The organism is Lysinibacillus cavernae, from assembly GCF_009724685.1.
GTDB lineage: Bacteria > Bacillota > Bacilli > Bacillales_A > Planococcaceae > Lysinibacillus > Lysinibacillus cavernae.
This window is the reverse complement of sequence record NZ_WMEF01000014.1, coordinates 79,142-102,546: the sequence shown is the minus strand read 5'-3', so window position 1 is coordinate 102,546 and position 23,405 is coordinate 79,142. Positions and strand designations below refer to the sequence as shown.

Annotated in this window: 21 protein-coding genes and 1 tRNA gene; 14 read left to right on the top strand and 8 right to left on the bottom strand. The window is 37.8% G+C overall.

Features of this window, described 5'->3' with window-relative positions; genetic code table 11:
* Positions 1–2: 2 nt before the first annotated feature.
* A complete protein-coding gene (dapA, locus tag GJU32_RS20405) occupies positions 3–905 on the top strand; it encodes a 4-hydroxy-tetrahydrodipicolinate synthase (protein ID WP_155593755.1) in 903 nt (300 codons plus the stop codon).
* Between the two features lie 17 nt (positions 906–922).
* On the top strand, positions 923–2,404 hold the full coding sequence (locus GJU32_RS20400) for an aldehyde dehydrogenase family protein (protein ID WP_155593754.1): 1,482 nt from the start codon (positions 923–925) through the stop codon (positions 2,402–2,404).
* A 70-nt stretch (positions 2,405–2,474) separates the two neighbouring features.
* Here the strand turns inward: GJU32_RS20400 and rpoN are convergent, their stop codons facing one another.
* Both rpoN and GJU32_RS20390 read right to left on the bottom strand, forming a co-directional pair.
* Positions 2,475–3,761: an RNA polymerase factor sigma-54 gene (rpoN, locus tag GJU32_RS20395; protein ID WP_155593753.1), complete on the bottom strand. Its 1,287-nt coding sequence runs from the start codon at positions 3,759–3,761 to the stop codon at positions 2,475–2,477.
* Between the two features lie 177 nt (positions 3,762–3,938).
* Positions 3,939–5,003: a M24 family metallopeptidase gene (locus tag GJU32_RS20390; RefSeq protein ID WP_155593752.1), complete on the bottom strand. Its 1,065-nt coding sequence runs from the start codon at positions 5,001–5,003 to the stop codon at positions 3,939–3,941.
* Positions 5,004–5,140: 137 nt separating this feature from the next.
* Between GJU32_RS20390 and GJU32_RS20385 the strand changes: the two genes are divergently transcribed.
* Positions 5,141–6,823 carry a peptide ABC transporter substrate-binding protein gene (locus GJU32_RS20385; RefSeq protein ID WP_155593751.1) on the top strand — a complete coding sequence of 561 codons (1,683 nt, stop codon included), beginning with the start codon at positions 5,141–5,143 and terminating at the stop codon, positions 6,821–6,823.
* 534 nt (positions 6,824–7,357) lie between these two features.
* Here GJU32_RS20385 and GJU32_RS20375 read toward each other — a convergent pair.
* Genes GJU32_RS20375 through opp3b form a run of 4 tightly spaced genes read right to left on the bottom strand, consistent with a single transcriptional unit; the run spans position 7,358 to position 11,661 of the window.
* Positions 7,358–7,723 (bottom strand): DUF3899 domain-containing protein, encoded by a 366-nt coding sequence (locus tag GJU32_RS20375; protein WP_230875105.1) that lies wholly within the window; start codon positions 7,721–7,723, stop codon positions 7,358–7,360.
* Positions 7,720–9,711 (bottom strand): ABC transporter ATP-binding protein, encoded by a 1,992-nt coding sequence (locus tag GJU32_RS20370; RefSeq protein WP_155593750.1) that lies wholly within the window; start codon positions 9,709–9,711, stop codon positions 7,720–7,722. Before GJU32_RS20370 ends, GJU32_RS20375 begins: the two co-directional genes overlap by 4 nt.
* A gap of 13 nt (positions 9,712–9,724) precedes the next feature.
* On the bottom strand, positions 9,725–10,735 hold the full coding sequence (opp3C, locus tag GJU32_RS20365; protein ID WP_155593749.1) for an oligopeptide ABC transporter permease: 1,011 nt from the start codon (positions 10,733–10,735) through the stop codon (positions 9,725–9,727).
* Complete coding sequence (opp3b, locus tag GJU32_RS20360) at positions 10,732–11,661, bottom strand: oligopeptide ABC transporter permease (protein ID WP_155593748.1); 930 nt, start codon at positions 11,659–11,661, stop codon at positions 10,732–10,734. Before opp3b ends, opp3C begins: the two co-directional genes overlap by 4 nt.
* Before the next feature lie 149 nt (positions 11,662–11,810).
* Here opp3b and GJU32_RS20355 point away from each other — a divergent pair.
* From GJU32_RS20355 to tsaD, 6 genes are all read left to right on the top strand, one after another.
* Positions 11,811–11,886, top strand: a tRNA-Asp gene (locus GJU32_RS20355).
* 541 nt (positions 11,887–12,427) lie between these two features.
* A complete protein-coding gene (locus GJU32_RS20350) occupies positions 12,428–12,766 on the top strand; it encodes a hypothetical protein (protein ID WP_155593747.1) in 339 nt (112 codons plus the stop codon).
* A 202-nt stretch (positions 12,767–12,968) separates the two neighbouring features.
* The gene (gene tsaE, locus GJU32_RS20345; protein ID WP_155593746.1) at positions 12,969–13,418 is read left to right on the top strand and encodes a tRNA (adenosine(37)-N6)-threonylcarbamoyltransferase complex ATPase subunit type 1 TsaE; all 450 of its coding nucleotides are present in this window, start codon (positions 12,969–12,971) and stop codon (positions 13,416–13,418) included.
* Positions 13,415–14,122, top strand: coding sequence for a tRNA (adenosine(37)-N6)-threonylcarbamoyltransferase complex dimerization subunit type 1 TsaB (gene tsaB, locus GJU32_RS20340; protein ID WP_155593745.1), 708 nt, complete (start codon positions 13,415–13,417; stop codon positions 14,120–14,122). The genes tsaE and tsaB overlap by 4 nt, the downstream gene beginning before the upstream one ends.
* Complete coding sequence (rimI, locus tag GJU32_RS20335; RefSeq protein ID WP_155593744.1) at positions 14,115–14,567, top strand: ribosomal protein S18-alanine N-acetyltransferase; 453 nt, start codon at positions 14,115–14,117, stop codon at positions 14,565–14,567. Before tsaB ends, rimI begins: the two co-directional genes overlap by 8 nt.
* The gene (gene tsaD / locus GJU32_RS20330; RefSeq protein WP_155593743.1) at positions 14,567–15,583 is read left to right on the top strand and encodes a tRNA (adenosine(37)-N6)-threonylcarbamoyltransferase complex transferase subunit TsaD; all 1,017 of its coding nucleotides are present in this window, start codon (positions 14,567–14,569) and stop codon (positions 15,581–15,583) included. The genes rimI and tsaD overlap by 1 nt, the downstream gene beginning before the upstream one ends.
* A gap of 437 nt (positions 15,584–16,020) precedes the next feature.
* On the opposite strand, the gene GJU32_RS20325 is transcribed toward tsaD, so the two are convergent.
* The gene (locus GJU32_RS20325) at positions 16,021–17,964 is read right to left on the bottom strand and encodes an ABC transporter ATP-binding protein (RefSeq protein ID WP_155593767.1); all 1,944 of its coding nucleotides are present in this window, start codon (positions 17,962–17,964) and stop codon (positions 16,021–16,023) included.
* 253 nt (positions 17,965–18,217) lie between these two features.
* Between GJU32_RS20325 and GJU32_RS20320 the strand changes: the two genes are divergently transcribed.
* The 3 genes from GJU32_RS20320 to tatC all read left to right on the top strand — a co-directional run bounded on the left by GJU32_RS20320 (position 18,218) and on the right by tatC (position 20,047).
* Positions 18,218–18,853, top strand: coding sequence for a redox-sensing transcriptional repressor Rex (locus GJU32_RS20320; protein WP_004224350.1), 636 nt, complete (start codon positions 18,218–18,220; stop codon positions 18,851–18,853).
* 166 nt (positions 18,854–19,019) lie between these two features.
* Positions 19,020–19,205, top strand: a complete 186-nt coding sequence (locus GJU32_RS20315; RefSeq protein WP_010857065.1) for a twin-arginine translocase TatA/TatE family subunit — start codon at positions 19,020–19,022, stop codon at positions 19,203–19,205.
* A gap of 17 nt (positions 19,206–19,222) precedes the next feature.
* Positions 19,223–20,047, top strand: a complete 825-nt coding sequence (tatC, locus tag GJU32_RS20310) for a twin-arginine translocase subunit TatC (protein ID WP_155593742.1) — start codon at positions 19,223–19,225, stop codon at positions 20,045–20,047.
* A gap of 66 nt (positions 20,048–20,113) precedes the next feature.
* Here the strand turns inward: tatC and GJU32_RS20305 are convergent, their stop codons facing one another.
* Positions 20,114–20,866 carry a CPBP family intramembrane glutamic endopeptidase gene (locus tag GJU32_RS20305; protein ID WP_155593741.1) on the bottom strand — a complete coding sequence of 251 codons (753 nt, stop codon included), beginning with the start codon at positions 20,864–20,866 and terminating at the stop codon, positions 20,114–20,116.
* 183 nt (positions 20,867–21,049) lie between these two features.
* Here GJU32_RS20305 and groES point away from each other — a divergent pair, with 183 nt between their 5' ends.
* Positions 21,050–21,334: a co-chaperone GroES gene (gene groES, locus GJU32_RS20300; RefSeq protein ID WP_155593740.1), complete on the top strand. Its 285-nt coding sequence runs from the start codon at positions 21,050–21,052 to the stop codon at positions 21,332–21,334.
* Between the two features lie 130 nt (positions 21,335–21,464).
* Positions 21,465–23,099 carry a chaperonin GroEL gene (gene groL / locus GJU32_RS20295; protein WP_155593739.1) on the top strand — a complete coding sequence of 545 codons (1,635 nt, stop codon included), beginning with the start codon at positions 21,465–21,467 and terminating at the stop codon, positions 23,097–23,099.
* Positions 23,100–23,405: the final 306 nt, after the last annotated feature.

The following is a 23,405-nucleotide window of genomic DNA, read 5'->3' as shown; positions in this document are numbered from 1 at the left end:
AGATGAAAAAATTGAATGGTGTATTTCCAGTATTAGTAACGCCTATGTTAAATCAAACTGACATTGATTGGGATGGTTTCCGTCAAAATATTGAACATTTTATTGAAGCTGGTGTCACAGGTATTGCTATTAATGGTAGTACGGGAGAATTCGTAAGTTTAACAAAAGAAGAACGCTTTAAAGCAGTAGAAGTAGCTGTCGATCAAATAAAAGGTCGAATTACATTAATCGTTGGTACAGCTGCTGAGACAACAGCAGAGGCAATTACTTATACACAACAGGCTGAACAAGCTGGAGGCGATGCAGCTTTATTGATTAATTCCTACTACGCTCACCCAAAAGATGAGGAAATTTATCTGCATTTTAAATCAGTGGCTGAGTCTGTAAGCTTTCCAATCATGATCTATAACAATCCATTTACTTCAGGGGTAGATATTGGTTTAGAAACGATTTTAAAAGTAGGTAGAGATGTTCCAAATATTACCCACATTAAGGAATCGAGCGGTAGTATTGGAAAAGCACGTGATATCGTACGTCAAGGACAAGACGGTATCAAAGTGTTTTGTGGTTCAGAGGATTTAGCCATAGAATCGTTTTTAGTTGGGGCTGTTGGTTGGATTTCCGTATCAGGAAATATTGTGCCCGAGCTTGTCACGGAGTTATATTGCCAAGTAAAAGAGGGGAATTTAGAGGCAGCTTGGGCAATTTATGATCGTTTATTACCTTTATGTGCATTTTTAGAGGGATCAGGTAAATACGTGCAAATCACTAAACGTGCTATGGAGCTAAAAGGCTGGGCAGGGGGACCTTGTCGTCTACCACGTCTTCCATTAACAGAGGAAGAAGATGCACAACTTAAAGCAATTATGGCTGATTTAGGTGTACTGGTTGTTGAACATCATTAATGGAAAAGAGGTAGAGCATGGAAACTTTGATGACATTAAAACCACAAGTAAAGGAATTTTTACAGTCCACAATTGGCTTATATATTGATGGTGAATATGTACAATCTCAATCAGGTAAAACAATTGAAGTTCTAAATCCAGCTGATGAAGAGATCATTGCTACGGTATGTGAGGCGCAGGCAGAAGATATAGATCTCGCTGTACGGGCAGCACAAAAGGCATTTGATGGTGAATGGTCCATGATGGAGGCAGCTGAACGCGCAAGAATTATTTATAAATTTGCAGATTTACTGGAAGAACATCGTGAAGAGTTAGCACAACTTGAATCAATAGACAACGGAAAACCATATAAAACGGCTCTTACAGATGATGTGGACGGTACTGTTCAACATTTCCGCTATTATGCAGGCTGGGCAACAAAAATTACAGGACAAACCGTGCAAGTATCTAAGGATTACTTAAATTACATTGTTCATGAGCCTGTTGGGGTTGTAGGTCAAATTATTCCATGGAATTTTCCACTTGCCATGGCCGCATGGAAACTTGGCTCTGCGCTAGCTGTAGGGTGTACGGTTGTTATTAAACCAGCAGCAGAAACACCATTGTCGTTATTATATGTGGGGCAATTAATGAAACAAGCTGGTTTCCCAGATGGCGTAGTGAATATTGTACCAGGTACGGGAGAAGCAGGAGAAGCTATTGTTACACATAAAGGTGTAGCTAAGGTAGCCTTCACTGGGTCAACAAAGACAGGCATTCACGTGATGAAAAAGGCAGCTGATGATGTGAAAAGTATAACATTGGAGCTAGGGGGGAAATCTCCTGCTATTGTGTTACCAGATGCAGATGTTGAGGAAGCAATAGAGGGCACTTTCGCTGGAACCATGTACAATCACGGACAAAACTGTAGCGCATGTACACGAGTATTTGTGCATAGTAGTCTATACAATCAATTTATTGAAAGACTTGCAGAAAAAGCAAAAGCATTGAAGGTAGGACCTGGATTAGATCCAGAAACAGATATGGGCCCACTTGTGTCACAGAAGCAGTTAAACACAGTCCTTTGGTTTATTGAGAAAGGAAAAGAGGAGGGTGCTCGTTTAGTGGCGGGTGGTAATCGAGCTCTCCAAAAAGGATATTTTGTACAACCAACTATCTTTGCTGATGTACAAGATACGATGACGATTGCTCAAGAAGAGATTTTCGGACCTGTGATGTCTATTTTTTCGTTTGAAACAGTAGAAGAAGTGATTGCACGTGCTAATCACAGTAAGTACGGACTTGCTGCAAGCATCTGGACAGAAAATGTAAAGAAAGCGCATTATATTGCTAGTAAACTACAGGCAGGGACAGTATGGATTAATGATTTTGGATTAGAGTGGGAAACGATGCCGTTTGGTGGCTATAAACAATCAGGTATTGGTCGCGAAATGGGCGGCGAATATGGTCTGTCTAATTATACAGAGGTAAAAAGTGTATATGTCAATATGAAGCAATAATAATTGAGTCCCCTTTAAATTTATATAGATGTAAAAGGAGCTATCCCTCAATAGATAGCTCCTTTTGTCATTACTTAAATTGTATTACTTTACGTCTTGCAGAGGAAGGAATGTTCATGTCTTCACGGTATTTGGCTATGGTGCGGCGAGATATTTCAATTCCTAAAGCAGCGTTAAAATACTCAGCAATTTTTTGATCAGAGAAGGGCTTTGTCTTATTTTCAGATTTTATATAGTCTGCCAACAATGACTTCACCTTTATTTGCGACACACTGTGACCATTTGCTGTTGACAATTTAGAGGTGAATAATTCTCTTAATTCAAATGTGCCAAAAGCAGTTTGTACATACTTATTAGTTGTAATGCGACTAACCGTCGATTCATGGACATCTATTTGGTCAGCAATCTCACGCAATGTAAGTGGTTGAATAGCATCAAAGCCATATAGAAAAAACTTATTTTGCTTTTCAATAAGTGCCTTCATAAGGTTGATTATTGTATTCCTACGTTGTTCAATACTGTTGACTAACCAGTGGTAGTCAGTTAAATGTTTTTTAAAAAAACTCTTTTCTGAGCAATGAGTTTGAATATAGGGAACATAGTCAACATGAATATTTACTTTTGGTAAATAGTAATCGTTCAACGAAAAGGTAATCACACCGTCAACAATATCAACCATGATATCTGGTATCGTCGTATGTACCGATTCTTGATGAAATAATGAGCTCAATTTAGGCTGTAGTGTTTGTATAAAACGATAGATCGATTGCAAATCACTTAGCGATATATCTAACTCTTTTGCTATTTGTTTCCACTTCTGATTGGCAAGCTCTTCTAGATAATTAGAAATAACAGTTTCTGTATGAACAGGACTGTTACGATAATAAATGGTTTGTAATAGTAAACACTCTTTTAAATTGCGTGCACCAATACCTAGGGGACCAATCGTTTGTAATAAGTGAATGCCCTTTTCTATTTCTAAGTCATTATAAGCTGATTGTGTTGGTTGCTCATAATAACCATTGTCATCTAAGTGATAAATGATATGTTTTAAGAGCCGAATGTCCTTTTCGTTATAAAATGTTAGCCTAACCTGTTGAAATAATTCATCACGAACATTTTTTTCACATTTTGTGACATGTTGCATAAAATCATGGTGTCTGCTACTCGTTTTTGGAATCTGTAGATGGTCTTTAAGTATTGGTTCACTTAGTTCGATTAAAGGATTAACAAGTTCTTGTTCACGTATATATTGTTCTAATTCCTGTGTTGAATATTGAAGTAGTTCAATTGCTTGACGAAGTTGAGCAGACATAACTATTTGTAAATCTTGTGATTGCTTAATAGAAAGTTGCATAATAAAACCTCGATTCTCTATTAATCTATCTAACTTTAGACAATATAGTGACAAGAAATTTTGACACGTTTAAAGAAATAGATCATAAGATTTCGATATAAAAGAGCAAGATGTTGAAATAAAAGGTTTTTAAAAAAGTGTAAAAAAAGTAAACATCTATTGGATAAGTGTAAAAAATTATAAAATAATGAGTTCTTTTGGTGAGTGTGTGATCACTTCCACACCGTCTTTTGTAATGATGACATCATCTTCTATGCGAACACCGCCGACATGTGGGACGTAAATGCCTGGCTCAACTGTAAGTACCATATTCTCTGCTAAGATGTCTTCACAAACTGTCGACATGAATATATTTTCATGGATGTCTAAGCCGATGCCGTGTCCTGTTCCGTGACCGTAATTTTTGCCATAGCCTTTAGCTGTAATGTAGTCACGTGTATAGCTATCTGCTTTTTGTCCTGTAATACCAGCTTTCATATTGGAAAGCGCATTTTGCAAGGAGTCATAAACGATTTGATATATTTCTTTTAATTGCTCAGGCGGCTCACCAACAGCAATGGTTCTTGTCATATCAGAACGATAACCTTGATAATAAGCACCAAAATCAAGTGTCAGCATATCACCTTGCTCAACTATTTTTGAAGATGCTACACCGTGTGGTAGAGCAGAGCGATGACCTGAAGCGATAATCATATCAAAGGCAGCACCAGTTGCACCGTTTTTTCGCATATGAGCTTCTAATTCATTTGCAATTTCGATTTCTGCAACACCGGGTTTAATGAATGTCAAAATATGCTTAAATGCCTCATCTGAAATCCAAGCAGCTTTCTTAATTATTTCAATTTCCTCTGGTGTCTTGATCATACGTAAGTTTTCCACAATATTAGTTAGAGGTTTTAATGTTGCTGTCAATTTACTATCCATTAATTGATAGGCATAATAAGTTACGTGATGTTGTTCAAAGCCAACTGTTTGGATGGATTCTTGATCTAAAATCTCTTGAATCGTTTCATATAAACGGTTGCGATCAATCTCATGAACCTCAAAAGTTTTACTTTGCTCAGTTGCTTGCTGTGTATAGCGGAAGTCCACCAATAACAGTGCACGAGTATTCGTTATTACAACCGTTCCTGCACTTCCTGTAAATCCTGTTAGATAGCGTCGATTTTGTGCATTTGTGACAATGATTGCGCTCGTATCTTGTGCTTGTAAAGCATTTCGTAATTGTTCTAAATTTGACATGTTGTCATTCCCCCTTTTAGTCAAATTATAATGCAAAATCTGTGCCACTTTTATGAAAATTTGAAATCGGCATGGAAATTGCATAGATTTTTATAGTGCGATGTCTATCGTGCAATAAAATCAAAGGGGTTTTGAGGATGGCTAAAAAAACAAAATGGCTTGTCGTATTGTTAGGACTACTACTTGTTGTATTGGTTGGGTGTTATGGGAAAGAAAACAGTACTTCTGACAATACAACGGATAGTAATGAAACAGACAATGCCTCTACTGATGAAGGTGACAATACTGCTGCACAAGAGCTTCACTTAGTTGCAACAGGTGATTTAACGACAATGAGCTCTTTAGGGAGTGTAGATGCACTTGCTGTGACGGCAATGAACTCAGTATTCGAAGGGTTATACCGTATAGGACCCGAAAATACACCAGTCCCAGGAATGGCAGAATCACATGAAGTTTCTGAGGATGGTAAAGTTTATACATTTAAAATACGTAAAGATGCTGTGTGGAGTAATGGGAATCCAGTGACCGCTCACGATTTTGAGTATGCTTGGAAAAGAGCCATTAATCCAGAGACACAAGCAATTTATTCGTACTTAATGCTAGATATTAAAAATGCTGCAAATGTTCAAACAGAAGGGGATCCACTGTATGGAAAGGTAGAAGAGATTGGTATAAAGGCGTTGAACGATGAAACATTAGAAGTGCAACTAAATGCGCCTATTCCCTATTTTATAAGCTTAACAACTTACGCACCGTTCTTTCCGTTAAATGAAGATTTTACAGAGTCCCAAGGTGATCAATATGCGCTAGAAGCGGCTAATATGATTTATAATGGTCCTTTTGTGATGGAATCTTGGCAACATGGACAAGGATGGACGTTCGTAAAGAGTGAAAGTTATTGGGATAAAGACACTGTAAAGCTTACTAAAATCACACAAAAAATTGTCAAAGATACAGCAACAGCTGTCAATCTTTATGAGGCTGGTGAAATAGATACTGCCGAGTTATCTAGTGAGTATGTTGCGCAATATAAAGACAGTCCAGAGTATTCAACGTTCTTAAAGCCGAATACGTATTTTATTCGCATGAATCATGAAAACAAATATTTATCCAATAAAAACATTCGTAAAGCCATTGATATGGCATGGGATAAACAAGGCTTTGCTGATGTGATATTACAAGATGGCTCTATTCCTGCCTACTATTTAGTACCACAGGGATTATCAACGGATGATAAAGGGAATGACTTCCGCGATGGAAACGGTGATATGAATAAAACAGATATAGAGTTAGCGAAGGGAGCTTGGGCTACTGGCTTAAAGGAACTTGGTGTAGACCAAGTAAAGCTGGAGTTTTTAACATATGACCGTGCAGAATCTAAGAAAGCTGCTGAATTTATTAAAAATCAATTAGAAACAAATTTAGAAGGTTTGGAGCTAACAATTAATATGCAACCCAATAAGCAAAAGCTTGCCTTAGAGGGGGCTGTTGATTTTGATTTAGACTATGGAGGGTGGGGCCCTGACTATCAAGATCCTATGACTTACATTGAATTATTTGAGTCAACAGCTTATTATAATCAATCCCATTATAAAAATGAAAAAGTTGATGCACTCATTAAACAAGCGAAAACTACCTCTGATGTTACAGAACGTTGGGAACTTATGCAGCAAGCCGAAAAATTAATGATGGAAGACGTAGCATTTGCTCCAACATTCCAAAAAGGGTTAAGTCGTTTAACAAAACCATATGTAAAAAATTTATATGAGCATCCATTCTCCGCTGATATAAGCTATAAATGGGTAGAAATTACAAACTAAAAAATGCTGTCCTCTTCTTTCAGAGGACAGCATTTTTCATAGTGTTGAAAAACAAAACAATCAATAGAATTTTTGTGAAAGGTGAAAATGGATTTCCGTTGCAGGCTACTTGCTTTGTCGCTGACGCTTCGCTTTCGCGTAGAGCAAGGCTTCCTGTGGGCGATCGCCGAGCCGCTACCTCGTGCAGGGGCTCGCCTGTCTCACTATCCCACGGGAGTCAAGTAGCCTTCCACTCCAACCTACAAAATGGTCACTTTTTAGCAAAGGTTTTCAAATAAAATGTAGGTATTCACTACTCATTTTATGGAGAGGTGTTGTAACTAATCACTTTTCCAAGAGCCTATCCTTTCTTTAATTATACAAATAATGAGCTATTCTGATCACTACGACTAGTATAAAAGATAAGGCAAAGATACTTTTGCCACGTATTAGCGGCTCATCGGACGCCCCCTGGAAAGGACGCTGGGGGAACGGAAATCACCCCCTCACCTTGCCAAAAGTTCTTTTTCTGCTATAGACATCGTCTTTTTTCATTTATAGATAGAAAACTATAGATAAAATGGCTGTTGCGGTACAGCCAAGTATACCCGCTAGCAATAGCGGATAAGTAAATGTATAGGAAGGTGCCTGTACAAATTCTAAATCTCCATCTAATTCAAAAGCATAGACGCCGTTTTTAGTGACACGTGCAAAAAAACGTTTAAAGCTATAGGTGATACCATTAAACAGCCCACCTTGCACAACAAACAATGAAGCTCCTACAATTGTAACGGCAAGTGATACTAGGAAGATATTATTAATCAATGTTAATAAAGTGATTGATTGATGAAGGTGCCAAGTATAGCCAAGGGAAACTATGGCTATAAAGCTAGCGAAGAGGGTTGTGGCTTTAATATTCAAAGTAATATGCCTCCTTCTTGTGCTAGCTGATATTGATCAAATTCTTCTTCTGTCAGCATAACAAAATGACCAGGTCTTATCTCAATAAAGCTTTCACTCTCATTATTCCGGTTAGCTTGATAAGTAGCTTCATTAAAAATAATACGATTGCGTTCTCGTTCTAACTTGGGATCCGGCAATGGAATGGCTGATAATAATGCCCTCGTATAAGGATGTACTGGGTGATCGTAGAGCTCTTGACTGTCTGCTAGCTCAACGATTTTCCCTCGATACATCACACCAATACGATCACTAATATATTTCACCATCGACAGGTCGTGTGCAATAAAAAGGTAAGTCAAGCCACGTTCTTTTTGTAGCTTTTTCAGCAGATTCACGATTTGTGCCTGTATGGAAACGTCCAATGCAGAAATAGGCTCATCTGCAATGATGAGCTCAGGCTCTACAGCAAGAGCACGTGCAATACCAATCCGCTGACGCTGCCCACCACTAAGTTCATGAGGATAACGATTTGCATACTCTTTTGTTAATCCTACTATATTTAATAGTTCATATATTTTAGGCTTCCATTCATTTTTAGGTATCCCATGAATGGCTAGTCCTTCTGCAATAATATCCGCTATTTTCATTCGCGGATTAAGGGAGGAATAGGGATCTTGGAAAATCATTTGCACTTTGCGATTAAAGGCAAGTTTGTCTTTTTTCGTTTGATTGTCATTGATATTACGACCATCAACACGAATTTCTCCACTAGTAATCGCATTGAGTCCAATGATGGAACGTCCAGTTGTCGACTTACCACATCCTGATTCTCCCACTAGACCAAAAATTTCTCCTTTATAAATATCAAATGTAATGCCATCTACAGCTTTGTTAACAGCGTTTTTCCCTAAAGAGAAGTGCTGTTTGACCTCCTTTAACGATAAATATGGATGTTCTTTATCAAATACAGCAGGTGCCTTATGCTTCTCTTGCTGTACCTGTGCAAGCTGTTGATGAATCGGTACTATTTTTGGTGCAAGTTCATGCAATAACCAAGTTGCTGCAAAGTGAGTGTCGCTAACTTGAAACAGAGGTGGCTCCTCTTTAAAGTCAATTTTCAGTGCGTGTTGATTACGAGATGCAAAGGCATCTCCAATAGGTGGATGAAGCAGATTTGGTGGTGTTCCTGGAATGGCATACAACGTATCAGTATCAATATCTGGATTAGGCATGGCAGCAAGTAGTCCTTGTGTATAAGGATGTTGACAATGATAGAAAATTTCATCTACTAAGCCAATTTCAATTATTTTTCCAGCATACATAACAGCAACACGGTCAGCCATTTTGGCGACGACGCCTAAATCATGTGTAATAAAGATAATTGATAAATTCATTTTTTGCTGTATGCTTTTCAGTAATTCTAAAATCTGAGCTTGTATAGAAACATCTAAAGCTGTGGTAGGCTCATCGGCAATAATGATACGTGGTTCACAAGCAAGTGCCATTGCAATCACTATTCGTTGGCGCATTCCTCCAGAAAATTGATGAGGGTACTGTTTATAGCGTTTATCAGCTTCCTTAATGCCGACTAGCTGCAGAAGTTCTATAACACGGTTAGTGATTTGTTGACCACGTAAAGTAGTATGCTTCTTTATACTCTCTGCTATTTGCTTACCAATCGTCATCGTAGGGTTTAAAGCCGTCATAGGGTCTTGAAATATCATGGATATTTCAGCTCCGCGAATTGCTCGGATTTCTTGCTCACTGCAAGTTAAAATATCGTGTCCGTTATATAAAATATGTCCACTTTTTAACATCGTTGTCTCGGTTGGATTGAGGCGAAGAAGACTTTTAGAAGTTACTGATTTTCCTGAGCCAGACTCGCCTACAATGGCTAAGGTTTCACCTTCAAATAAATCAAATGATATGTTGCGTACTGCTTGTACCTCACCGTTGTATGTGTTGAAAGAAACACTTAAATTTTTGACTTGTAATAATTTTTTCATTTAGAGCACCTCCTTATTTACGAGTTTTTGGATCGAATGCATCACGCAGTCCATCACCGAGTAAATTAAAGCTAATCATGATTAAGCTAATGACGATGGATGAGACAATCATGCCATGTGGATAAATTCGTAGTAATTTATAAGAATCATTAACAATTGTTCCTAAAGAAGCAGTAGGGGGCTGAAGCCCTAGCCCGATAAAGCTTAGTAATGCTTCTGTGAAAATGGCTCCTGGAATAGTAAATGTAGTTGCAACAATAATTGGCCCAAGCGTGTTGGGAATTAAATGCTTCCAAATTAAACGTTGATTACTAGCACCGAGTGTTCGTGAAGCCAGCACATATTCATATGATTTTAACTTCAATATTTGTGCTCGAACAATTCGAGCCATACTGATCCAGCCAACAATCACCATTGCTATCGTAATTGAAATAATCCCAGGTTTTAAAATAAGGATTAGAAGAATATTCACAATTAGTCCAGGAATACCAACTAGCACTTCAATAATACGTTGCATGATATTATCAGTACGACCACCATAAAATGCTGAAACAGCTCCATAAGCAACTCCTATAATTAGATCGATGGTTGCTGCTAAAAAGGCAATATAAAGAGATATTCGTGTTCCTTGCCATACTCGCGTCCAAAGGTCTCGTCCTAATTCATCTGTACCAAACCAAAAATATTCTGTAATACCTTTTGCCTCATATTGATCTACGCCTCGACTATCAACACCGTTCAAGCCTAAGAAAGGAATATTCTCAAGGACTGGGATTTTTGGGGGTAAATTAGTGCGCGCAATATTTTGTTCATCATAGCCGTGGCTATTCATAAAGGGACCGAAAATAGCAAGTAAAATAACGATGATAATGGTACATAGACCAACAATAGCGGCTTTATTTTTCCGCAAACCACGCCACGCATCCTGCCAAAAAGATTGCTCAGGACGATAGGTGATATCATCAGTAATATCCGCTTGTTGCGCGTATTCAAATAACTCTTTTGAATAATTCTTTGTTGTCATGCCTTATCGCCTCCTGTCACACGAATTCGAGGGTCAATTAATCCGTATAAAATATCGATGATTAAAATAACAGTTACAAATAGCACCGCATAAAAAATAGTTGTCCCCATAATTAGCTGATAATCATTGGTAATAATAGAATTAACAAATTGCTCACCTAAACCAGGAATACTAAATATTTTTTCAATAACAAGTGAGCCCGTAATGGTATTAACGGTTAACGGACCAATAATGGTCACGATTGGGATCATGGCATTTCGAATGCCATGCTTTGTAATGATAAAGGGATTTGATAATCCTTTGGCTTTAGCGGTTAAGATGTATTCTTGACTAAGTACTTCTAGCATTTCAATGCGTGTGAAACGAGCAATTGTAGCAACAACACCAACTGCTAAAGCAATCGTTGGTAAAATGGAATATTCAAAGCCATTCCAAAAGGCAATAGGTAGCCAGCCTAGCTTAACGCCAACCCAATATTGTAAAAAGCCTGCAAAGACAAACGATGGAATAGATATGCCTAGCACAGCTAGTATTGTGGCTCCATAGTCAATAATAGTGTTGTGTCTTAGAGCAGCTATAATTCCTAATAAAAGCCCAATGATTGTACCGACTGTAACGGCTTGAAATCCTAAAATTGCCGATGCTCCAATACGCTCTTGAATAATTTTGGTCACTGGACGATTATCAAAGACAAATGAAACGCCTAAATCCCCTTGTACAAGATTTGTTAAATAAATTCCAAATTGAACAGGGACAGGCTTGTCTAACCCATATTTTTTGTAAAGTAGTTCTTTTTGTGTTTCGGGTAAGCGTTCATCATTAAACGGTGAACCTGGCAAAGCTTTCATTAGTAAAAATGACAGTAAGATGATAATAAAAAGCGTAATGATCATATAACCAATTCGTTTAAATATGTACCGAACCATGGCACCAACCTCCTACTAAATAGTGTGTTGAAACTATTATTTTATTTGCAAGATTGATGCCAATTATAAGAAATCATATAATGAAAAAATATGAAAATATTCGTTGCATATCTATTTTCTTTATGATATATTTATAAATGTCTTAAAGAGGTCCCGTGGTGTAGCGGTTAACATGCCTGCCTGTCACGCAGGAGATCGCCGGTTCGATCCCGGTCGGGACCGCCATTTAAAATTGATATTATAGCTCTTATGATTTGTTAAAGTCATAAGAGCTTTTTTTTGCGTTCAATCGGGTTCTTTAATCCGATTTGGTCTTTGGTACAAGATTCATCTAGATTCAGTAGATGATTTTTGTACCGAAAGTGAGCGTCAACGGCAATTACACAGTTGCGTACTTGATTCAAACATATGTAGGAATGGTGAATGCATAGCTCCTTGAGGACCCATTTCACCATATAGAAACATTGAGGCTAAAAGCTTTACATCCTGTGAAAACTTCATGACCAACCACCCATTATTTATAGAAAAATAACATCTATTGCCCTAAAAAGCTTTTCTATTGCCACTAGAAATTCGCCTAATCGCAGTGAAATCAATCAAATTATTGCAATGAACCTAACTTATTGCATATTTTTAACATTATCTAAAAATAGTAAAAATTACCGATAAATGATGACGTTTCTATAAGGTAAAATTAGATATGTTTCTAACATAAAGAGTAAGGGTAAAAATTAGAAGTAATCGGATTGGCTACGGAGGTGTTAATATGAGCAAAGACTATTTCTTTAAACGTCTTTATTTACCTTTGCTTATTGGTTCCATGATAATGATGGTAGGCTGTGGGGATCCTATTATAGAGATTGAAGAATCGAATGCGTATCACTGGCAAAAAAATATGAGTGAAGTAGAATTTGAAAAATTAAAAAATGATATGTCATATATTGAGGTAGTAGAAACAGCAGGCGGTGCAGGTAAAAAGATCAAAAATAATGAATATCGTTGGAATGATGAAATCCTGATGACACAGGCTTATGTAGTGAAATTTAAGGGTGATAAATTAATTGGTAAAGAGATTATAGCGGTAAAAGGCCATTCCAATAGATAGAAAGATCGTTGACACGTCTTCAATAGAGAAGGCGTGTTTTTATTTTGTAACTATTCTTAGGGCTTGGTTTATTAACAGTACAGCCAGATTATATAGCTGTTCGGAACAATGAAGCAAGCCAAAATTGATATTGGATGCTTTGAACATTTTCGCTAGTTTAGGTAAACTAGAGGTAATGTAGTGATGAGAGGAAAAAAAGAGTATGTATGAAATAATCATGAATTCAGTTGATGATACAGAACGCTTTGCCATAAAACTTGCAAAATTACTAGAAGCTCAAGATACGATTACATTAGAAGGGGATTTGGGCGCTGGAAAGACAACATTTACGAAGGCATTAGCAAAGGGGCTTGGTGTCAAAAGAACCGTCAACAGCCCAACATTTACAATTGTTAAGCAATATGAGGGACGGTTACCTTTTAATCATTTAGATGTATATAGGCTGGCAGAAAGTGATGAGGACCTTGGTTGGGACGAACTGTTTTTTGGAGATGCGGTATCAGTGGTTGAGTGGGCACATTTAATTGAACAAGATTTGCCACAGGATCGCTTAGGGATAGAGATTTACCGAATCGGAGAAAATGAACGACGCTTTGTGTTAATACCTCGTGGGGAACACTATGAGGCACTATGTGAGGAGCTAATGAAATGATTTGGTTAGGAATAGAAACAGCGAATACGCCGCTTTCCGTTGCTGTTGTGAAGGATGGAAAAGTGGTGGCCGAGATGGTACAAAATATAAAATTGACGCATTCGGCAGGTGCAATGCCTGCTATTGAGGAGATACTAGCAAGAGTAGGTTTAAAGCCAAATGATTTGGATGCGATTGCAGTATCAGAAGGTCCAGGTTCTTATACAGGTGTCCGTATAGGTGTAACCCTAGCAAAAACCCTTGCATGGACATTGCAAAAGCCTTTAGTAGGGGTATCTAGTTTACAGGCATTAGCTGCAAATGTTGTCCTGTATAACGGAATGATTTGTCCAGTTTTTGATGCAAGAAGAGGCAATGTCTATACGGCTGTTTATCAAGGAATGGCATTAGAGGCTATTGTGGATGATTATCATGCACATATTGATGACTTATTAGAACGTTTAAAGGCATTAGAGGTGCCTATTTTATTTGTAGGAACAGATGTTGATATTTTTTGGGAAAACATTGTTGAAGTACTTGGTGATCAAGCAGTACGTGCACCGTTCAGTTTTGACCTGCCACGTGCAACGGAAGTCATTCGTGTAGCGACTAAAAAGGAGCTACCGAATGTCGAAGCTACTCATTACTTTGTCCCACAATACAAAAGAATTGCAGAAGCTGAGGCTAACTGGCTGAAAGAACAGAAGGAGAAGCAACATGAGTAGGAATGTAACTTATCGTAAAATGGTTACTGACGATGTCCCAACAGTCTATGAAATTGAAGTTGCTTCATTTCCTGTACCATGGACGTTAGATTCCTTTTACTATGAAATGCATGAGAATCAGTATGCACATTATGTGTTGGCTGCGGACCCAGATGGCAGTATTATCGGTTTTTGTGGCATGTGGATGGTTATAGACGCAGCCCAAATTACGAATGTAGCTGTTATTGAAGGGGCTCGTGGCCGAGGGATAGGCGAAGGATTAATGCGTGAGGCGATGCACATAGCTCGTTTACATGGCATGGAGGTTATGACGCTAGAGGTACGTGTAACGAATACAGTTGCACAAAATCTTTATCGCAAGCTTCAATTTCAAGATGGTGGCATACGGAAAGGCTATTATACTGATAACGGGGAGGATGCCCTTGTCATGTGGGTGAATTTATAATGAAAAATGGAATGATATTAGCAATAGAATCGAGCTGTGATGAAACAGCTGCAGCGATTATTCGAAATGGTAAAGAAATCGTGTCGAATGTTGTTGCTTCTCAAATAGAAAGTCATAAGCGATTTGGTGGTGTTGTACCTGAAATTGCCTCACGTCATCATGTGGAACAAATTACAATGGTGATCGAAGAAGCGTTAGCACAAGCCAATTTAAAGCCAGCAGATTTAGATGCGGTTGCTGTGACAGAAGGTCCAGGTCTCGTAGGTGCGTTGTTGATTGGCATAAATGCTGCTAAGGCTTTTGCGTTTGCGAACAATTTGCCGATTGTCGGCGTACATCATATAGCAGGACATATTTATGCAAATGCACTTGTTCAGCCAATGGAGTTCCCCTTATTAGCGCTTGTAGTATCAGGTGGTCATACAGAGCTTGTCTATATGAAGGAACATGGCTCTTTTGAGGTCATCGGTGAAACGAGAGATGATGCAGCTGGTGAAGCCTATGACAAAGTTGCACGTGTTTTAAACTTACCATATCCAGGTGGACCACGTATTGATCAACTTGCTCATGAAGGCGAAGAGGCTGTGCCTTTTCCAAGAGTATGGTTGGAGGAAGATTCTTATGATTTTAGCTTTAGTGGCTTAAAATCAGCCGTCATCAATTATAAGCACAATATGGATCAACGAGGTGAACAGATTTCGCCAACAGCTGTTGCAAAAGGCTTCCAGGAAAGTGTTGTAGAAGTATTGACAGCTAAAACATTGCGTGCTGCTCGAGAATATCAGGTGAAACAAGTTATTGCAGCTGGTGGTGTAGCAGCGAATAGAGGCTTACGTACATCTTTAGAGGCAGTATTTAATGAGGAAGGGATCCCGTTTTTTGTCCCACCACTAAAATTGTGCACTGATAATGCGGCAATGATTGGAGCGGCAGCCATGCCTATGTTTGAAGCTGGTATGCGAGGAAACTTAATGATGAATGGACGTCCAGGAATGGAGTTAAAATCTTGGGTGTAGTGTAAAGTGAGAGGTATCTAAGTTTTTTAGATACCTTTTTTGATTGTCGAAAAATTTGTTGATAAAAAAGGAACCATGCTAAAAGAATAGCTAGTATATATAATGTAATTGACAAATTTTTCAGAAAATTATCCACAGGTAAAGTAGCGAACTAAGTAGCGAACACGCGTACTTATGCACAAAATGTTGATAACATGTGCATAACTTGTGACTATTCAATATATAGTAGCTCATTTTACACGAATCAATGTGGATAAAATAATTTTTAATTGTGGACAATGTGGAAAACTCTGTTGATATGTTGATATTACTAGATTTAAAGTGTGTATAAAACTGTGGGCATTTTTTGTCGAAAAATAGCACTTGACCAATATATATGAAAAAAGAATGTGAGTAAAGAAAAAAGCCATGTGGCAAGGCACATGGCATAAATCAAATTACATATTAATATTTTCAAGTTCCTCATTTAACTCAAGCCACTCTAATTCCAATTGCTCATGCTGTTCTTTAGCAGTAGCTAATTCTTCTTGAAGCTGTGAAATTTTTTCATGGTCTGTGAATATCGCTGGGTCACAGAGAGCTTCCTCTAGACTCGCAATAGCAGCTGTTTTTTCTTGCATCTTGCCTTCTAAATCCTCGATGGTACGTCTAATTTGACGTTCACGTTTTTTAGCCTCTTTATCAATTTTAGAGGTGGATGTTTTATCAGCAAGCTCTTGTTGTACTTGTGGTTGGGAGGCAGCCTTCATTTGTGCCAGCTCCAATAGCTCCTGCTTTTTCTCCACATAATAATCATAGTCACCTAAGTATTCAAAGGACCCAGTCCCAGACAACTCCACCACTTTTGTTGCAATACGATTAATGAAATAGCGGTCATGTGAAACGAATAGAAGCGTACCAGGATAATCAATTAGCGCATTTTCCAGAACTTCTTTACTATCTAAATCAAGATGGTTTGTAGGCTCGTCGAGAATTAAAAAATTAGCCTTTTGCATCATTAATTTAGCGAGTGCAAGTCTTGCTTTCTCGCCACCGGATAAAGAGGATACTGCTTTATCCACATCCTCTCCACTAAAAAGGAAACGCCCTAATACAGTGCGAATATCTTTTTCATTCAGGAGTGGCCATTCATCCCATAACTCTTTTAAGACACTCTTATTACTTGATAGCTTCGCTTGCTCTTGATCGTAATAACCTATTTGAACATTTGTACCATAACGAATATCGCCTGCAAGTGGTGCTAAATCTTTCACAATCGTTTTTAATAATGTCGATTTACCAACCCCGTTTGGACCAACAAGGGCTATACGATCCTCGCGGAAAGTACGAAGGCTAATACCGCCTGATATTGTATGATCGCCATAACCGATTGTTAAATCATCAACAGATAAAACATCATTACCACTTTGACGTTCAATCGTAAAACCAAAACTAGCCGATTTCTCATCACCATCTGGTGATTCCATCCACTCTGTTCGTTCAAGCATTTTACGGCGACTTTGTGCCATTTTTGTTGTAGAAGCACGTGCAATATTCTTTTGGATAAAATCCTCAAGCTTGGCCTTTTCATCTTGCTGACGCTCAAAAAGTTTGACATCACGCTCATAGTTTTTAGCTTTTTCATCTAAATAAGTACTATAGTTACCTGTATATTTTGTGACACGATGACGTGATACTTCATAGACAATGGAAACAACTTGGTCTAAGAAATAGCGGTCATGGGAAACAATTAAAATAGCGCCTTCATAACCCTTTAAATAGGATTCCAACCAAGATAGCGTTTCTATATCTAAATGGTTCGTCGGCTCATCGAGAATTAAAAGGTCTGGTTTGCTTAATAGGAGCTTAGCAAGTGCTAGACGTGTGCGTTGTCCACCAGATAATGAGCTGATTGGTTTGTCGTAGTCTTCAGGAAAGAACTGCATACCATGGAGTACAGAGCGTATATCCGATTCATATTGGTAGCCACCTGCATCCTTAAAAGTATGTTGTAATTGATCATATTCCGACATGATTTTCGCATACAAAGCAGGGTCTTCGTAAACAGATGGTTCGGCCATTTGTTGTTCGAGCGAGCGCAGAGTCTGTTCTTGTGCTAATAGTGATGCGAAAATTAACATCATTTCGTCCCAAATGGTTAGTGTAGAATTTAAACCAGCATGCTGCTCTAGATAGCCCATCTGAATACCTTTAGGGATAATTATATCACCTGAGTCATAAGACATTTGACCAGCAATTATTTTTAATAAAGTCGATTTGCCTGCACCGTTTCGCCCTACTAAGGCAATTCGATCACGGTGTTGAACTTCTAATTTAACACCACTTAAGATTTCATCTGCAAGAAAGGATTTAGATAGTTGATTGACCTGTAAAACAATCATTCTTGACACCTCAATTCTCCCTTAGTGTAATGGATGAATGATTTGCATGCAATGTCGGTGCTTTACTTATTCCAAGCAGTCATGTAAGATTGAAACGATTTCTTTTTAGTTAGTTGCGTTAAAAGCGCCATTAACTAAAGAGAAATACCATGAGGGATTGCAAAAATTTTGTATATAGTTAAGGATGTATGTATTAAAATTAGTAGTTAAATACAGTAAAATTGAATGAGGTACATCATAAGGAGGAAAAAGTTTGAAACAAGAATTAAAAATTCCACAAGCCACTACAAAAAGACTTCCTCTTTACTATCGATTTATTCAAAACTTTGCACAAGAAGGTATGGAACGTATTTCGTCGAAGGAACTGAGTGAAGCGATGAAAATAGATTCTGCAACTATACGCCGTGATTTTTCTTATTTTGGTGCCCTTGGGAAAAAGGGCTATGGCTATGATGTGCAGCATCTATTACAATTTTTTAGTCAGACGCTCGATCAGCATGAAACAACAAAAGTGGCGTTAATTGGCGTGGGGAATTTAGGCAGTGCATTATTAAAATATAATTTTCAAAAAAACCATAACACTCATATTGTCGTAGCATTCGATTCAAAAGCGCCAAAGGATGGCAAAATGATTAGCAACATTCCTGTTTTTCATCCTGATTTGTTAGAGGAAAAGTATGCGGAATATGGCGCAGAGCTCGCTATTTTAACCGTTTCACCACGCTCGGCACAAAAAATGGCAGATCGTTTAGCGGCAATGAACGCAAAGGGCATTTTAAACTTTACGCCAGAGCGGTTAACAGTACCAGATAGAATGCAGCTCTTAACAATTGATTTATCGGTAGAATTGCAAGCGCTTATTTATTTAATTCGTAATCAGGAAGAGTGAAATTAATACATATTTTTAAGTGATTTCACCGTTTCTATCAAACAGTAATTTTAAATAAAACGAGGTAAAAAATTTGTGAGAGTGACGAAAAACTTTCACATATAATTAGTTAGCAAAATGGCGAAATATGCGTTAAAATGATGGATATAAAGAGGAGGTGGCTGTAATGGGTGGTATTGGTCCTATGAGCCTCATTATTATCGGAATTGTCGCGTTACTAATTTTTGGCCCTAAGAAGTTACCAGAGCTTGGTAAGGCATTTGGTTCAACACTACGTGAATTCAAAAATGCTACTAAAGGTTTAGCCGACGAAGATGATGATGACAAGAAAAAGAAAGAACTAGATAAGTAAGTTAGGATGTTTGAGGAATGAATCCAAAAGATCTAACTGTCATTGAGCATATAGAAGAATTAAGAAAACGGCTGTTCATTGTTGCCGTTTTCTTTGTTCTCGCTATGGCGGGCGCCTTTTTTGTCGCTAAGCCGCTTGTTAAGTATCTTCAATCTACTGGAGCACAATACAATATAGAGCTCCATGCATTTGACGTAGTAACACCACTTGCCATTTATATTCAAGTTGTTTTTTTAATTGCATTTATTCTTTCATCGCCGGTGTTAATGTATCAACTGTGGTCGTTTATTAGCCCTGGACTAAGAGAAGTAGAACGAAAAGCAACCTTAAGCTATATACCGTATTCGTTTTTATTGTTTATTGCAGGGTTATCTTTTTCCTACTTTTTATTATTCCCGTATGTCATAAAATTCATGATGAATTTATCGAATGATTTGGAAATTCAGCAAACTATTGGCATACATGAGTATTTTACATTTTTATTTAAACTTACAATACCTTTTGGTTTTCTTTTCCAGTTACCAATCGTCGTTTTATTCTTTTCGCGTATTGGATTATTAAGTCCAGATTTACTAATTCGTATTCGTAAATATTCATATTTTGGTTTATTTGTATGTGCCGCGCTTATTGCACCGCCTGAATTGGCGTCACATTTAATGGTTTCAGTGCCACTGTTTATTCTTTATGAAATTAGCATCATGATTTCACGTATTGGTTATAAGAAATATCTTAAATCAGAGGAAATTCGTTTAAAAGAAGAACAAGAAGCTGAGCAAAAGCGTCAGATTGAAGAGGCGCTTGAACAGCAACGACGACAAATAGAAGAATTGAATCAACAGTAATAGAGAAAGCTCGGTGCCCTAATTGGGTACCGAGCTTTTGTGTCTTTACTTTAACTTTACAAAAAATTATTGCATTTTTTCTAGTTCTTGAAGAAACTTTTGCAAAGGTTCAGCATAGAATTGTACAAGTGTCACAAATCCATTAAGCATAACGTGTGCAATAATGGAAGTCCAAATACGCTTTGTTTTGTGATATAAAAAGGCGAAAATTAAACCACAAATTGTATAGAGTAAGATATGTGAGAAGTCGAAGTGGATAAGCCCAAAGAAGATAGCACTTACGATAGCAGCCACCCAGAAATTCGTTGTTTGGACAAGCGATCCAAAAATAACTCTGCGGAAGACGAATTCTTCTAATATTGGCCCAAATACTACAATCGCTAATATTGCAATGGGAGCGCCTTTTGCTAAAGCGACAATATCTGCGGTATTTTGGGAACCTCCTTCGATACCAAAAACGGCCATCTCGATGGCAGCACCAATCATTTGACCAAAGAACACTAGGAAGAAGCCTACAAATCCCCAAACGATTGTGAGTGGTATTGTTTCCTTTTTCCCTTGATAAATGTTCCAAAAGGCCTTATCACGAGATGTTAGAATTAAGCTTAAAATGAGCGCAATTGCAAAGCTAAGAGCAATATACCAACCTTGAGTAATAGGCGCTGCTTGTTCAGAAGCTAGACCTGTTATTTTCATAATGAGTTTGTGAAACGGTAAGAGTAGCCATCTGCTTGAGATTTGCATAACAATATAAATCAGTAATACATACAGAGCTGTTTTTTTATGTTTCGTTACTTTTTGAGAATTAGTCACAGTCAAAATCCTTTCCTTTCATATGCTTCCTTTCTATTGTAGAGGAATATGGAAAGAAAACAAAATTTTTCGAAGTTCTGACTTGCAAAAAAAAGGGTGATTGATTATCATAATAATTGTGTTAGCACTCATTGATATAGAGTGCTAATAAATTTCAACAATTATTTAAATAATAGGAGGTTGTTTCACTTGTTAAGACCACTAGGAGATCGTATTGTAATTGAACTAATCGAGGTAGAAGAGAAATCTGCATTTGGTATTGTACTACCTGACTCTGCAAAAGAAAAACCTCAAGAAGGTAAAGTAGTAGCAGTTGGGACAGGTCGTGTATTAGAGAACGGACAACGTGTAGAGCTTGACGTTAAAGTTGACGACCGCATTATTTTCTCTAAATACTCTGGTACAGAAGTTAAATTTGAAGGTAATGAATACCTAATTTTACGCGAAAGCGATATTCTTGCAATTATTGAATAAGAACATGATAAGCACCTTAAATGAAGGTGAATGCTTATTGTAAGCTGAAGGAAAGTTACAATAAGATGAAATTGATATAAATATATTGAAGAAGCTTAACGAATATTCCATTTCAGGAGGGTAAATTCACATGGCAAAAGATATTAAATTCTCAGAAGAAGCTCGCTCATTAATGTTACAAGGTGTAGATAAATTAGCGAATGCAGTAAAAGTAACATTAGGTCCAAAAGGACGTAATGTTGTATTAGAAAAAAAATTCGGTTCACCATTGATTACAAATGATGGTGTTACAATTGCAAAAGAAATCGAACTAGAAAATCCATACGAAAATATGGGGGCAAAATTAGTAGCAGAAGTTGCTTCTAAGACGAACGAAATCGCTGGTGACGGAACAACTACAGCAACAGTATTAGCACAAGCAATTATTCGTGAGGGCTTGAAAAACGTAACAGCTGGCGCAAATCCTGTAGGTATCCGTAAAGGTATTGATAAAGCAGTTGCGGCTGCACTTACAGAATTACACGCTATCTCTCGTCCTGTAAGCAATAAAGAAGAAATTGCACAAGTTGCCGCTATTTCTGCTGCTGATGATGAAGTTGGACAACTGATCGCTGAAGCAATGGAGCGTGTTGGTAACGATGGTGTTATTACAATCGAAGAATCTAAAGGTTTCACAACAGAGCTAGATGTAGTAGAAGGTATGCAGTTTGACCGTGGCTATGCTTCACACTACATGGTAACAGACACAGACAAAATGGAAGCGGTTCTTGATAACCCATACATTTTAATTACTGATAAAAAAATCACAAACATCCAAGAAGTATTACCATTATTAGAACAAGTGGTACAACAAGGTCGTCCACTTTTAATTATTGCTGAAGATGTTGAAGGAGAAGCACTTGCAACACTAGTTGTAAATAAACTTCGTGGTACATTCAATGCTGTAGCAGTAAAAGCGCCTGGTTTCGGTGATCGTCGTAAAGCAATGCTTGAAGATATCGCTATCTTAACTGGTGGTCAAGTGATTACAGAGGAATTAGGTTTAGATCTAAAATCAGCTGACATTACTTCACTTGGTCGTGCTGCAAAAGTTGTTGTGACAAAGGACAACACAACAATCGTTGAAGGTGTAGGCGGTGCAGACGGAATTGAAGCACGCATTGGCCAAATCCGTGCACAACTTGCTGAAACAACTTCAGAATTCGATAAAGAAAAATTACAAGAACGCCTTGCTAAATTAGCAGGTGGTGTAGCAGTTATCAAAGTTGGTGCTGCAACAGAAACTGAGCTAAAAGAGCGTAAGCTTCGTATTGAAGATGCTTTAAACTCAACACGTGCAGCTGTTGAAGAAGGTATCGTATCAGGTGGTGGTACTGCACTTCTTAACGTCTATGCAGCAGTGGAAAAAACAGCTGATTCTGTAGAAGGCGACGTAGCTACTGGTGTGAAAATCGTTCTACGTGCTTTAGAAGAACCAGTTCGCCAAATCGCTAATAATGCTGGTCTTGAAGGCTCAATCATCGTGGATCGCCTAAAACGTGAAGAAATTGGTGTTGGTTTCAATGCGGCAACAGGTGAATGGGTAAACATGATGGAAGCAGGCGTAGTAGACCCAGCAAAAGTAACTCGCTCAGCGTTACAAAACGCAGCATCTGTGGCAGCTCTATTCTTAACAACAGAAGCAGTAGTTGCAGACATTCCAGAACCAGCTGGCGCAGGTATGCCAGATATGAGCGGCATGGGCGGCATGCCAGGAATGATGTAAGTTTTAGCTTAGACTAAATTTATATGTCAAAACCTATAAATATGACCACTTTCCATAGACTTATGGAAAGTGGTTTTTTATTATGAATAATTTTAAATTTGGAACCCTGCACAGTACTTATAAAAAGATAAGGTGATAGGGATTCCAATAGCAATTCACATTTTGCTATTTTTTAATAGATGTTACATAATTTTGATGCTCCTAATTCTGTATATATGTATAATAAATATTTTTTTGTATATTTATTCATAAAACTATTCTGACGATGGCTTAGAAAGCCAGGCATGGTTAGGAAGGAAAGTATTT

Excerpts from the sequence above, each read along its gene's own strand:
- dapA (WP_155593755.1), top strand. The coding sequence starts at position 3 with ATGAAAAAATTGAATGGTGTATTTCCAGTATTAGTAACGCCTATGTTA.
- GJU32_RS20400 (WP_155593754.1), top strand. The coding sequence starts at position 923 with ATGGAAACTTTGATGACATTAAAACCACAAGTAAAGGAATTTTTACAG.
- rpoN (WP_155593753.1), bottom strand. The coding sequence starts at position 3,761 with ATGCAACTTTCTATTAAGCAATCACAAGATTTACAAATAGTTATGTCT.
- GJU32_RS20390 (WP_155593752.1), bottom strand. The coding sequence starts at position 5,003 with ATGTCAAATTTAGAACAATTACGAAATGCTTTACAAGCACAAGATACG.
- GJU32_RS20385 (WP_155593751.1), top strand. The coding sequence starts at position 5,141 with ATGGCTAAAAAAACAAAATGGCTTGTCGTATTGTTAGGACTACTACTT.
- GJU32_RS20370 (WP_155593750.1), bottom strand. The coding sequence starts at position 9,711 with ATGAAAAAATTATTACAAGTCAAAAATTTAAGTGTTTCTTTCAACACA.
- opp3C (WP_155593749.1), bottom strand. The coding sequence starts at position 10,735 with ATGACAACAAAGAATTATTCAAAAGAGTTATTTGAATACGCGCAACAA.
- opp3b (WP_155593748.1), bottom strand. The coding sequence starts at position 11,661 with ATGGTTCGGTACATATTTAAACGAATTGGTTATATGATCATTACGCTT.
- GJU32_RS20350 (WP_155593747.1), top strand. The coding sequence starts at position 12,428 with ATGAGCAAAGACTATTTCTTTAAACGTCTTTATTTACCTTTGCTTATT.
- tsaE (WP_155593746.1), top strand. The coding sequence starts at position 12,969 with ATGTATGAAATAATCATGAATTCAGTTGATGATACAGAACGCTTTGCC.
- tsaB (WP_155593745.1), top strand. The coding sequence starts at position 13,415 with ATGATTTGGTTAGGAATAGAAACAGCGAATACGCCGCTTTCCGTTGCT.
- rimI (WP_155593744.1), top strand. The coding sequence starts at position 14,115 with ATGAGTAGGAATGTAACTTATCGTAAAATGGTTACTGACGATGTCCCA.
- tsaD (WP_155593743.1), top strand. The coding sequence starts at position 14,567 with ATGAAAAATGGAATGATATTAGCAATAGAATCGAGCTGTGATGAAACA.
- GJU32_RS20325 (WP_155593767.1), bottom strand. The coding sequence starts at position 17,964 with ATGATTGTTTTACAGGTCAATCAACTATCTAAATCCTTTCTTGCAGAT.
- GJU32_RS20315 (WP_010857065.1), top strand. The coding sequence starts at position 19,020 with ATGGGTGGTATTGGTCCTATGAGCCTCATTATTATCGGAATTGTCGCG.
- tatC (WP_155593742.1), top strand. The coding sequence starts at position 19,223 with ATGAATCCAAAAGATCTAACTGTCATTGAGCATATAGAAGAATTAAGA.
- groL (WP_155593739.1), top strand. The coding sequence starts at position 21,465 with ATGGCAAAAGATATTAAATTCTCAGAAGAAGCTCGCTCATTAATGTTA.